General features: G+C 58.5%; 13 protein-coding genes. 3 read left to right on the top strand and 10 right to left on the bottom strand.

What is annotated here, in order from left to right:
• Positions 1–170 precede the first annotated feature (170 nt).
• From IB265_RS32525 to IB265_RS32550, 6 genes are all read right to left on the bottom strand, one after another.
• Positions 171–1,397, bottom strand: a complete 1,227-nt coding sequence (locus IB265_RS32525; RefSeq protein WP_246806117.1) for a hypothetical protein — start codon at positions 1,395–1,397, stop codon at positions 171–173.
• Between the two features lie 407 nt (positions 1,398–1,804).
• Positions 1,805–2,866 carry a DUF1254 domain-containing protein gene (locus tag IB265_RS32530; protein ID WP_246806118.1) on the bottom strand — a complete coding sequence of 354 codons (1,062 nt, stop codon included), beginning with the start codon at positions 2,864–2,866 and terminating at the stop codon, positions 1,805–1,807.
• Between the two features lie 416 nt (positions 2,867–3,282).
• Positions 3,283–4,074: a transporter gene (locus IB265_RS32535; protein ID WP_192495798.1), complete on the bottom strand. Its 792-nt coding sequence runs from the start codon at positions 4,072–4,074 to the stop codon at positions 3,283–3,285.
• Between the two features lie 194 nt (positions 4,075–4,268).
• Entirely contained in the window at positions 4,269–5,060 is a 792-nt protein-coding gene (locus IB265_RS32540; RefSeq protein ID WP_192495799.1) for a hypothetical protein, read from the bottom strand.
• Positions 5,061–5,102: 42 nt separating this feature from the next.
• The gene (locus tag IB265_RS32545; RefSeq protein ID WP_192495800.1) at positions 5,103–5,459 is read right to left on the bottom strand and encodes a YcgJ family protein; all 357 of its coding nucleotides are present in this window, start codon (positions 5,457–5,459) and stop codon (positions 5,103–5,105) included.
• A 47-nt stretch (positions 5,460–5,506) separates the two neighbouring features.
• Positions 5,507–6,325, bottom strand: a complete 819-nt coding sequence (locus IB265_RS32550) for a phosphatase PAP2 family protein (RefSeq protein WP_192495801.1) — start codon at positions 6,323–6,325, stop codon at positions 5,507–5,509.
• Between the two features lie 265 nt (positions 6,326–6,590).
• On the opposite strand from IB265_RS32550, the gene IB265_RS32555 reads away from it, so the two are divergent.
• A complete protein-coding gene (locus IB265_RS32555; RefSeq protein ID WP_192495802.1) occupies positions 6,591–7,280 on the top strand; it encodes a Crp/Fnr family transcriptional regulator in 690 nt (229 codons plus the stop codon).
• A 550-nt stretch (positions 7,281–7,830) separates the two neighbouring features.
• Here the strand turns inward: IB265_RS32555 and IB265_RS32560 are convergent.
• The 4 genes from IB265_RS32560 to IB265_RS32575 form a co-directional block, all read right to left on the bottom strand.
• On the bottom strand, positions 7,831–8,262 hold the full coding sequence (locus IB265_RS32560) for a DUF2721 domain-containing protein (RefSeq protein WP_112997388.1): 432 nt from the start codon (positions 8,260–8,262) through the stop codon (positions 7,831–7,833).
• 55 nt (positions 8,263–8,317) lie between these two features.
• On the bottom strand, positions 8,318–8,977 hold the full coding sequence (locus tag IB265_RS32565) for a hypothetical protein (RefSeq protein WP_192495803.1): 660 nt from the start codon (positions 8,975–8,977) through the stop codon (positions 8,318–8,320).
• Positions 8,974–9,135, bottom strand: a complete 162-nt coding sequence (locus IB265_RS32570; RefSeq protein ID WP_156414656.1) for a hypothetical protein — start codon at positions 9,133–9,135, stop codon at positions 8,974–8,976. The genes IB265_RS32565 and IB265_RS32570 overlap by 4 nt, the downstream gene beginning before the upstream one ends.
• Positions 9,136–9,560: 425 nt before the next feature.
• The gene (locus tag IB265_RS32575; protein ID WP_057251610.1) at positions 9,561–10,124 is read right to left on the bottom strand and encodes a cytochrome c; all 564 of its coding nucleotides are present in this window, start codon (positions 10,122–10,124) and stop codon (positions 9,561–9,563) included.
• A 119-nt stretch (positions 10,125–10,243) separates the two neighbouring features.
• Between IB265_RS32575 and IB265_RS32580 the strand changes: the two genes are divergently transcribed.
• Together IB265_RS32580 and IB265_RS32585 are read left to right on the top strand one after the other, a co-directional pair.
• Entirely contained in the window at positions 10,244–10,606 is a 363-nt protein-coding gene (locus IB265_RS32580) for a hypothetical protein (RefSeq protein ID WP_192495804.1), read from the top strand.
• A 99-nt stretch (positions 10,607–10,705) separates the two neighbouring features.
• Positions 10,706–12,160 carry a multicopper oxidase family protein gene (locus IB265_RS32585; protein ID WP_192495820.1) on the top strand — a complete coding sequence of 485 codons (1,455 nt, stop codon included), beginning with the start codon at positions 10,706–10,708 and terminating at the stop codon, positions 12,158–12,160.
• Positions 12,161–12,170 lie beyond the last annotated feature (10 nt).

Consider the following 12,170-nt stretch of genomic DNA (forward strand, 5'->3'; position numbering starts at 1 on the left):
TTGAATCTAGCGCCGACTTGAAGACGAACGTATGGTCCCCGAGCCGCCATAGGCGCTATCGTCGCCGACGATGATCGCATTCCCCAAAGCGCAATTCCGCCGTGTGCTTGCTGCTCAGTTGCGGGGAAATCCCTATCCGGTCCGCTGTGCTCATAGGATAGCATAGCGATTCATAGAAGCAGCAGTTTCTTCAGGACGGACAGGACGTCCTTGTATGGCAGTTTCGATGCGCCCACTACAGCGAACGGAATAAGCGCTGCCGCGGCGACGGGGACCACGGCGGCCCGGTTGACGAGAAACGTCGAGAGCTTGCGCGTCGCCTCGTAGAGCTTCCCCGGATCCGACAGTTCCGTGTCCGGCTCGGGTGTGGGATCCGAAAAGACGTTCCGGCCCACGGCTTTCCGCTCGGCCGAGCGATAATATTGCGTGGCCTGCGCGCCCAGCAAGGACAGACCTTGCTCCTTTAAACGAAGCAGCGGGGCGGTGAAGGCGGACAATGGATAGGCGAAGAAGCTGATGACGATCGCGAGCCAACCGCTCATGACCATACTTAACGTGGTCATGGAGAGGTCGTCGTGATGGCTGTACTTCGCGGCTGCCGCGGCGATCGCGCAGCTCATCCCGAAGACGAAAATGGCATAGGCGTTCGGATACTCACCCAGGAACGCCAATCCGCCCTTGCCGTCGGGATGGGTTGCAACCAGGCGGAGATCGAGTTTCGCAAGCTTGCGGAGCATGCGCGCCCACACCAAATGTCGCCATGCGCCCCGTAGAAAGAGGAAGACGAACAATGGCAGGCTAAAGCAGATCGACCACCAGCCGGCAAGCGTAACTCTGTTGCCATCGAGCGGATGCTCTACCGCCCAGGAAGATACCTCGACTGTATGAAAATTGAGATAGGAAAGGGTCGAGGCGAAAACCGCCATGGTCAGGCAAGCAAGTTCCGCTCCCCGAGAATCGCGCTGACGAAGCGCCGAGGCCACGATAGCTGCGGCGACCGGAATTGACGTCGGGGCAATGACTGGTGCACGCGTGAGCTGGGACAGCGTCGCTTTCAAGCCTTTTTCGACATGGTACTCGGCCAGGACAAAAGCACCGATCCCGATGAAAAACTTCGCCCACACTCCAAAGTCGGCAAGATAGGCTCCTTGCCCGTGTTCCAGGGAGAAACTGCGCGGCAAGCCGAGCAGGAAAGGAACACCCCAAGCCAAGGCAACGAACAAGGCCGCGCGAGATCCGACGCGAAGCGCGTTCTGCCGGAGCAATTTCAGATGCCCCTGCAACTCGAAGAAAGGTCCGCCGTGATAGGCTAGAAACTCACTTGGAGCGGGATCGGGGCGTGGTGAAGGCGCTTCCTCATTCACTTTCGCTGGAGCCGGAGCAGCAATCTCGTTCATCTACCAAGCCACTTCTTGAATATGATCTGAGAACCTATTTGGATCCAAACTGTACTGGTCTCGGCTTGCGGAGATCTCGTCTCCCGGCCTGGAAAAGAGCGCGTCCATCGCGCGCTCAAATCTACCTACCCGTCCCGTTAATGGAGCGCACTCCTACGGCTACGCCCGATGTGCCGCGACGGCAGACCGACTGGCCGGCCTTGCCGTTCGCTAATCCAGTTCCTCCGCCCAGATAGCGTCAACTCGTCGATAGAGACTCCAGACTGAGCTGGGTGCGGCTAAGCGTGAAAGCTCACCCGCACTCAAAACAGTCGATCGAACCTCCAACACATTGGCAAGCCGCGCTCCCACGTGACGAGAAGGAATAGAGGGAAAACATCGCGCGACGTGGCGTTTGCCGATGAGGCTCAGTTTAAGGGCTTGGCCTCTGGGAGCTTCCACTGACCACTGAGGATGGATTGCTCTGGACGATAAAGCCGTACGGTGTAATTCCAACCCTCAACGATCGGCAGGCAGTTTGGGATTTTGCCGTCACAGCCGCCAAACTGGACTGTCACCGAACCGTCCGCACTCTTCTCCGCGGTGATGTCGTTGATTGAATAGGCGTTATAGGCGTTTTTCTCGAAGAAGCCTTTTTCGTTGTAGACGCTGATCGACCAGAAAGCCTTCACCGGCACGGTCTTCGGCAATTCGAGAGTGTAGACCGTCTTGCCATCGTTTTCCGTGGGAGTGAAACTTGGATACATGGCGTCCTTTTCCGGAATTCCACCCCATCCGGAGGCTGTGCCAATCAAGTGCTGGATCGGTTCGACCTGGCCGCGGGCTCCAAAGGAACCGTGATACGACGTCTGATGTTTTGCGAGCGTGAGCAGCCCATCGCGGATGTCTGTGAGGTCGCCTTCATCCCAGTTTGGAAGGTCGAGCTTCCCTGTCTCCTTCTGACTAACCTTGATGGCGTCCTGAAGCCTGTGGACCTCGTCGAGGTCCTTCGGATCGTTGGGATCGACCAGCGTACGCACAGCGACGAAGGCATATCTGGTGCCAACCGATTTCTGACTCAACTCAACCGGCTCCGTCCCGTAGGCGACGATCGGCAGGTAGTGATCCTGATCGACGACCATCATCGACATATAGCGCTTGCCCGCGTCAGGCAGCGAGAGTGTTACCGGCCCGCTGGCAAGATCAAATACAGCAAACGAATAAAGCGTATCCCGGTTCATACGGATGACCGTTTGCTTATCGATCGGTACGGGCTCCCGAGAATGCTTGAACTTGCCCAGTCCGCCTATGTCCTTTGCATTGACTGCGAGGTACCGGTCGGTCTCGGCGCGGACGAAAGTGTCAACGGTGACCGGCATTTTGCTGTCTGTCGACTCGGCAAATGCCACACCGGCACCGGTCATGCCAATGCCATGACCAACCAATACGACGGCCGAGAACACAGCCAGGCGGTAGAATTTCTGCAGCATACAATAGCTCCTCAATATGCAATCCTGGAAGGCCACCTGCGGATGGCCGAGCAATTCAATGGCGATGAAAGGAAAACAAGAGATGACCCGCCGCAATGGCGGCCGGCTGCAAGGTGCAAACCACGCGAGCAACATTCTTGGATCCAGATGACTCACTTTGAGATTTTCGCTGAGCGACCGATACCTCCGTGTCTCGCGGTCTCTTTGTTCTAGCGTGAAAGTTGATACATAGCCTTCAAGCAATGAACTGGGTCAAATAGGACAATTGAGGATAGAAAAATAACTCGTATGTCACGGGCGGACGCCGAACGCATTGTTTGGGATGCTTGGTTTCTTCAGTAGTCTTGGTCAGCAATCGCCTCACGGCTTTCGTATTGCGACGGTTTTGAACGGTCCCATCGAGAACGGATGGCGTACTACTTGGGGAAGAGAAAAGTGATGCCGGCACGAATGCCCCAACCGTCCGGACCGTTATCGGGTGCAGCAGCCCAGTAGCGTGCGCCGACCGAGAAACTTACCGGTTGCTTACCGATCACCGCGAGCTTCGATACCGTAAAGTTGACAGGCACGCTCCACTGGTCGCCTTTCCAGTCATAAGTGCTCTCCGTATCGAGCCCGATCGTCCAGGCGTTCTGCGTTGTATAGGAGATAAAGGGTTGCAGGAATGTGGAGCTGATGTCCGACCGCTTGCTGTCACCGGCGACAGACCAGATGTGATTGCCCAGCGCGCCATAGGTCCAGGGGCCCTCCTGTTTCAACACGACCCCTGTCGGGCCGAGCCCCCATTTCTCTGCGCCCAGAAGCGGATCGGTTCCCGTAGGCAGCAGAAAGGCGGGCCCGGCGCCCCAGATTATCCCACCGGCGGTCGGCTGTTCGGGTGAAAAGAAGAAGCTCTGCACAATATCGCCGAGACCGAACTGGCTGCCCGATCTCCCCGCGATATCGTGCTGTGAGATGACCGGAACAACCGTGCGGGAAATAACATTCCAGTCTTCGTTGATCGGGAACGGAATGACCGGCTGGATGTTCAGAAGCGATTTGCCGCCGTCGGCGGGACCATAGCCTTTGTCATAGTTGAACTGGAACGGAACGCTGATCAGCGAGGCCACCGGATTCGACAACTGCTTGGCAAGATCGGCGTCCTCTGCGGCAGCCGTACCGGCCAGGCCGGCCGCCGCGATAAGAAGCAGGAGCGATTTCGGTTTCATGAAACCCTTTATTGAAATCGTCCGGCTGCAGCTTGATGTTCTCATCTCAACTTTTCTCATAGATTTGAAATCAATCGCATTAATTGGATTTAACGCGCACAAAACATCCGGCCGTTACAGTGAACGCACCGCCAATACGTCAGATAAGCTGCAACGCCAGGCGTTCGCGCACGCGAGACGCCGTTGCATTGTGTCTAAAAATGGAAAACCAACCCCAGGATCGGGCCTTTCTGCACGACGTCATAGTCAAAGCCGTCGGAGCTGTAATCGACGCCCATCGCGCGATATCCGGCCACCGCCGAGATGCTATCCTTGATTTGGTAGCCGATGGCACCTGCGACGTCCCAATCAAGATCGGCCTGCCCGGCGCCGACATTTCCCCAGCCCGTGAGGTAGAATTGATCCGTGATGAAATACGTTCCACGGAAACCTGCGACCACGTCGACCCAGGTGGCGCTGTCTTCGCGGCTTACGCCATCGAGGACGCCGCCGCTGAAAGACACCTTGGTGCTCGCGTTCCACAGGCGCCCCCCGGCAATCACGTCCAGATGGCTCCGGCCATTGGTCAGCAGGCTGTAGCCGCCTCCAACCAGGCCCGAAAACGTCTGGGACGTCACACCGATCTTGTTTGTCAAAACCCCGGCGGGGCTGTGGTCACCCGCAGAGAGTTTCGTGTAGATCACGTCGCTGAAAACGCTGAAGCGGTCGTATCTACCCTCTGCCACGCCCATAAAGGCGAAATCCAGATCCTTGAGTATATCGCCGAAGTCGGACGTCACGCTCGCCGGCGGAAGGCCAAACTGCCCGACGGTGCCGTCGATGCCGGCAGCCCAGAAATACGGGCTGGCATTGAACTGCCAGCCGGACGCGGTCTCGCTGTCGGCTTCGGGTTGGAATGGCAGGAACTGCTTATCCGCAGCCTTCGCCGAAGGCGAAAGCGTCAAAGCCGATGCGAATACAATTGAGCATACTGAAAAGAGCTTCATTTTCTCCTCATCGACGGCCGACGCCCGCCGGCGAAGGAATGTTCACCGGCAAAACAGGACACGCGTGTACGACTTGCTGATTGCACCACTTCGCTTGCCGTCCGCATCAAAGTATCTGCCTTCGCGGCATAGCCGCTCTTTGACGTCGCAGAAGATGCCACTGGCAAACGTGAACTCCGTCCGGTCGAAATCACCTTGTGAAAACAGCTTGATTGCAGCCTGCTTGCCAACGTGCTTTTGCGTCAACCGGCTCGAAACGCCCCTATTGTCGGCGCACATGTAGCGGTCACAGAGCACGCCCTTCTCCGGTGAGAGTAGCGCGTCCGCCGCCGAAACGGATGACGCATACGCTGCAGCCAGTAGTCCCACGACAGGCAGGAGGCTTTTTCTTGCTTGCATGGGGATCACCGTATTGCGGTTGTTTGCCGAGAACAGGACCTATCGTCTTATCGCGCGGACAGAGCGGCTTCTTCGGCAACGCAGCTTGATGCCTCGACCGCCCCGGCAGTCTTCAATTCTTCGCGTGCCGCCGCGACATCCGAGATGAACTCTGCATTGTTATGGAGTTTTGCGACTGTCGCCGCACCCATGATGCGTCCCGCATCGACGTCGCTCTGCCAATGTGCATCGCAAATGACGCGGCTCTGGCCGAATTCCATGCCGCGTTTCATCAGGATGTCGGCGCGTTCCGGGTTGATTTCGCTCAACACCAGCGCCCAGGCCCAGCCAGCCGCCGTATGGCCCGAGGGATACGAGCCGTCGGTACGCAGCAGCGGCTCCTGATCGGGATAGCAGGTGCCTTCGTTGTGGACCACGAATGGACGAGTGCGATTGTAGGTATTCTTCACCCCATACGTCGACAGGCCTGCATCGGTCAGCACCTTCTGCATCAAGCGATGCAGATGAGGGGTCTTTTCCTCATCGATATCGACACCCATCGCGCAGGAGAAGTTTTTCGCCGGCTGCGGAAATTGCAGATCAGCGTCTGCGCGGGCCAGATCCCAGCGCGGCGTACCACGCAGCGGTAGGGTTGCGGCTCTGAACTCCTCGTCACGCGCAAGCGCCGCGCTGCCGCCCGCCGGCGGCGGGCCGAGCAGCGCAAGGCTGTCGGGCAAGTCCTTCTTCGCGAGATAACCCGGCGCCAACTGGAAATGAGGATCGGTAATTTCCGGCTGGGATGCACTTTCCGCACCAGCTAGGCCTATGCCACATCCGACAAAAACGATCACCGATAACAGGGCAGTTTTATGGCTACTTTTCAGCATATGAGGTCTCCATAATAATCTATTAAGAATTATCGAAAGCATATTGTCGAACACCATTAAAATTATAAGGCTAATTATCAGGAATTAAACTGCCGAAACCACAAGGTTAACAGAGTTCTTAGTCACGTAAGCAAGAGCTAATTGTCAACCGAAATGATCAATAGTTTCATTTCCCATCTTCGCCACATTGCTTTGCCAAATCTGAAAGTTTCGTACATAGGTTTTTCTTGAAACACTGTGTCAAACCGGACAGTTGAGGGAAAAAATGGTACGCATGTCTCGAGATGCAGCAGAGCGCATCATATGCAGCGACGGCTGGCTGGCTCACATGTCCGAAGCCTTCAGGGCGCGTTTGCTGCAGAATGCATTGCTTCTCAAGTTCGCTCCGGGCCAGATCATATTTCGGCCAGACGATCCGCCGGGAGGCATCTACGGGCTGGTATCGGGGACGGTGACCGTGGACACGGCGCCGCTCGATTCGATGCCGCGCCTGATCCATATCGCTTTGCCCGGCGGATGGACGGGCGAAGACAGTTTCATGACTGGTGAGCCAAGGCGAATCGAACTGTGTGCCCGAACCGAAACCTGGGTCATGCACGTTCCACTGGATGTAATGGAGCAGATGGCAGCGGCCGACCCGAAAATCATTCGGGCTTTCGGGGTCATGTCGATCCTGTCGTCGGACGTCCTGCTGCGTGTCGTGCACGATCTGCAAAGAAAGAACGCGAACTCCAGAGTGGCCTCGGTCCTGCATCGCATGTCGTGGAAATCAGGGGCGTCAGTCTCCGTTTCACAGGAAAATCTCGGCATCATGGCGAATGCCTCGCGCAAACAGGTCAACAGCGCGATCAAGCGCTTTGCGCAAGCCGGTTGGGTCGATATCGGTTATCGAATCATAACGATCACGAACGCTCCGGCGTTGCGACGATGCGCCGATGAGGATCTCGTCGACTGACCTCCAATGGTAGTTGACGCTCAATGTTTGATTGTAAGGTCCGCCCCTCCAAGGACGTCGAGTATGATGTCCGCCTTCGCAGGAAGATCAGTGGGTCCTGTCAGGCCTGGGGCCCAATACCGGACCTTGCAGCAAGGGCTCCGATGTCCGTTTTTCGTTTGTTGTTCTAGTAGCGGACAGTCGGCCGTCGGCCCCAATTAGGACGCTCGGTTCCTGGGCATTCAGATCATGGGCAGTAACTCGAACTCTCCAGCCGACTGAGACGACGGAAGCCGGCACCATGCCGCCCAGTCAGGATATCCTCCTATCCTCGCCTTGAATCAACCCGCGGCCAGTCTTGTCGAGAGGCATGCGAACTCCGTCCTTACCACTCTCAACACGAGGCGGCGGGCGCACCCGGGGATAAGCTCCCTAACGTGCTTGCCGCCAGCGCTGGCCGGATACCGCGCATTGAGAACGACGGGTTTGTCTTCGACCCCGTCCAGCAGGGCCCGATCATAGGGGGGCCTTCCACTTCTAAGGGGCGCGAGCGTCTTGAGCTGTTCGGCGATCATCGCAACTGACGGTCGTCGTGTTCACCTTGCGACAGCCGGATGTCCTGTAGGAATCGGAAGAGCGACCCCGCCAGGAAGCAAAGTGCCGCAACGAATAGTACGGCGGCGCCCGGTTCGTGACGATATCCCAAAAAGGCTACGACGAAGCCGAAGAGGAGCAGAAGCGTCACGCCGATTCCGGCTAGCAACGCCAGGTACAATGCGCTGTTCAAGAGGCGTTCACGCCGCCTCAGTTCCCCGATTCCCTTCTTCAGCGGGGCTCGGGCGACGTCACCCTCGTCGATCTCGCGGAGGTTTCTGATCCGCTCGGTTACGCCGGAAATCCGATTGACCAGGACCGCCACCATCGCCGCGACGCCATTCAGCATGAACGCCGGCGCGACCGCGTGATTGATCATCGTTGAAAGCTGATCGGCTTCGACTGACATACGGGCACCTTCGATCGGTACGGCACGAATGGACGACCGCGGCGCCGTGGAGGCGCTACGGGATGACATTGACTGCACGCGCAGCCACGAGCACGAGTGTCAGCAGTGAAATGGCACTTTCGAGCATCATCAGCCCCTTCGCACGCCGGGTGAGTGGCAGCACGTCGGTAGGACTGAAAGCGGTCGCCGTATTGAACGCCAACGACAGGTAATCGACGTAGAGCGGCCGCCAGTCTGGCGGCGCTAGTTCGGGAGCCGACGCCTGGGGAAACAGCCAGTCGGGTCTTCCCGCCATCCCACGCGCGATGCGCGACGGGCCACCCGCGTCGATCTGCCAGTAGAGCAGCGAGAAGGTGAGAACGTTGGTGACCCAAATGGTAAATGACGACGTCAAGAGCGACACTGAGCGCGTCTCGGGAGGGTGCACGGTGATGATCCCGACCATATCTCCGAGTTCCGCCGCCGTATTCCCCGCGTAGACGCTGGCAAGCAGCATGACGGCGACGTGCTCGATCCGTAGCCACACAGCGTTGCCGGTCGATAGCGTTACTAGGACCATTGGAACGATAGCTGCTACCAGAACCACGTACGAGATCCATCGCGGCATGGCATAGACGTGATGCGGCAGCACCTCCAAGAAGGCGAATACCGCAAGGATCGCCACCACCGGAGGCCAGCGTGGTTCGTCACGGCCTGCTTGGATGACATCGCTCATCGCTGCGCCGTCTGCGGACCTTGGGACATGCTGTCGTCACCCATGATGAAAAGGATGTTGGGTTTCCGGGTCTCCTGCGCGTGCATTGTAGCGGTACTCGCCAGCAGGCTGCCGGCGACGGCCGCCGCCTCTGTGAAGATTTTTGCAGTTCGTCTCATTTCTGATGCCTCCCTCAAGGGCCTCCGTGTAGATGGCCACGTTGGTTGAAAGACGTGTCAAGACAAAAAGAGAGACAATTCGGAGAGCTCCAAGTTGTGACCCAGCAAAATGGACAGAACATGGCGCTTGGTGGCGCGCATATTTGCCTCTCGACTTGCCGAACGAGGGCATCTCCACTCTTCCATATGTATTCTACACTGTACTAGCGGGCGCAGATATTGCCCTTTAGGGAATCAGCATGGAAGCAATTCTCCTAGCGCGGCTCCTCACGACGCATTAACTGCGGTACTGAGATTGGAGTGTGCACTTCAGGATGCTGCCCAGATTTCGATGCGAACAAAAAACCGAAGCCAACCACGAATCTACCGCCTTGAGATCCCATCAGGGGTGGATAGCGGCCTGCACCGTGGCAGAGTGACTTGTGCTACTCGGCTAGGACGCGAAACTTGGCGTGGCAGGAGGTGCAAATTTGCAGCATCAGATGGAAAGCGTGCTCGGCGGGCATGGTCTTCGGGTCGGGCACGTCCGGGTTTCTCTTGGCGAGCGGCCCGCCCATCTTCGCATCACTGCCCTGCATTCGCATGTCGAGAGCGAGAACATCCGGGTTGCGATCGGCCGCGACTGAGAGCGCCGCGGCATAAGTTCCGAGATCGGCAGCCAGTTTGTCGAACTTCGGTCGCTCCGCTTCGATGCCGGCACTGGCCTTGGAACCTTCGGCGGTGACGGAGCCTTCGAACAGGACCGACAGCTTTTCGCCGGAATGTGCCCTGATGGTTTCGGTGGCGGCTTTGAAAGCCTTCGCATCGTAGGGCAGTGTCCCCTTGAACATGGCATCGATGTTCTTGGCGGCAGCGGCCATCGCCTTCATGTCCTGCTGCCTTTGGCGAACGACGTCGATTTCCGCTCTCTGGGCCGTCGTGGTCGAAAAGCCCGCTGCCACGATCGCAGCGACAATAAGGCCGCACCATTTTACAACCTTCGGACACATTCGGATGCAATCCTCTCATTGAGAGCCGCGCTCTTGTCGGCGTTTGATCAAGGTCAAGGCGAGATTGCCAGGATCGCGCACTGTGGTCGTCAATACAGCACGAGGTGTCGGACGAAAACATGATCGCCGTCAGCCAGACCGTCCGGAAACGCACAACAGAATTGCTGGCCATCTTGGTCGCTCTTCTGTTTCTGGCCGTGCCGAAGGCTGAGGCGACCCCCATCGAATGCGGGCCACACATTGCGGGCAGTGAACATGTCGTTTCCCCGCAGGTGAAAGCCGATCTCCACGCCGAGAAAGAAACAGACGACCAGAAAGCGTGCTGCAAGCGCATCTGCAGCCTGTGCCATGCGTTGTTCCCGGCTCCGATCTTCGGCGAAGTCACCCTGAAGTCCGGCGGTCGCCGGGTCCTCACACCCCACCCCCCCATCAACGGCATCATTTCGCGACCCGCCATCGGCCCTCCTCGATCCGCCGGATGAGCCAGACCAGCCGTCGTTTGACGGCGGTCTTCCACGATCGCACCCGCGTGGTGTGATTTTCGCCGGCATCGACCGGCACGGAACGAGAGGTCAATGGATATGAAGCGCCGTGAATTCCTGGGCGGGCTGATGTCGGGCGTCGTGGTCGCCGCATCGGGCGCCGCCCTACATCCAAACACAAGCTGGGCTGAGGCCAGCATAGCAACATCAAGCGCGGGCACCCGCAACCTTGCGATCACGAAGCGCGTGATCGAGGTGAACGGCAAAGCCGCCGTAGTGCTTGGACTCCTTCAGCCGGATGGCGCTGTCGGGCTGACGCTCGACGCGGAGCTTGCGTTCGACGTCACCCTTTCAAATCAAGGCGGCGAAGCGACGCTCATCCACTGGCACGGACTTGCGCCGCCATGGAATATGGACGGAGTCCCGGACAATCCCGTAGCGCTTCTGAAAGCGAAGGAAACCCGGCGCTACACGTTTCCGGTCGGCTCCGGCGGCACGCACTGGATGCATGCGCATACGCTCCAGGAGCAGAACCTGCTTGCCGCGCCCCTGATCGTGCGGACGGCCGACGACAGGCAGCGCGACGAGCAGGAAGTGGTCATCCTGCTCCACGACTTCTCCTTCACGCCTGCCGAAGAACTGCTCGCCAAGCTGAAGGGATCATCAGGCGGTCACGGGATGGACCACAGTGCGGTGGTGCAGGGCATGGCGTCCAGCATGCAGGGCCACATGTCCGGCATGGCGATGCCAGGCATGGCCGCCATGGATCTGAACGACATCGAGTACGATGCCTATCTCGCCAACGACCGGACGCTCGACGACCCTGAAGTCTTCACCGTCGAGAGCGGCGGACGCGTCCGCCTGCGCATCATCAATGGCGCGACGGCCACCGCCTTCACCATCGACACGGGCACGCTCACCGGACAGTTGATCGCCGTCGACGGACAGCCGGTGCAGCCGGTTCTAGGGACACGCTTCCCGATCTCCATGGGACAGCGGCTCGATATCCGGCTTGAACTTCCGAAGTCCGCCAAAGCCCATCCAATCCTGGCGCTGCGTGAGGGCACTGAGCATCGCGCAGGGGTCATCCTTGCGCCGACGGGCGCCACGATCGCCAGGATCACAGCGCGTGGAGAGGATTCCGGTCCAATCGTCGGGCTCGACCTCGAAACGCGGCTCGCAGCAGCCGCGCCGCTTGCCGTCCGTGCCGCCGACCGTCGGTTTGAGTTGACGCTTATGGGCAGCATGAGCGGCTACGACTGGCGGATCGAGGGCGGCGACAACCTTGGCGTTCGCCAAGGTGAAAGGATCGAGATCGTCATGCGCAACATGTCGATGATGTCCCATCCGATGCATTTGCACGGGCACCACTTCCAGGTGGTCGACATCAACGGAAAGGCAATCGGCGGCGCCGTGAGGGATACCGTTGTTGTGCCACCGATGGGGAGCGTGAGCGTAGTGTTCGACGCAAACAATGCGGGCCGCTGGCCGCTCCACTGCCATCACCTCTATCACATGGCATCGGGAATGATGTCCTTCGTCGCTTACGCATAAACAGGAGACG

Origin of the sequence: Ensifer sp. ENS10, from assembly GCF_014852025.1 — a bacterium.
Taxonomy (GTDB): Bacteria; Pseudomonadota; Alphaproteobacteria; order Rhizobiales; family Rhizobiaceae; genus Ensifer.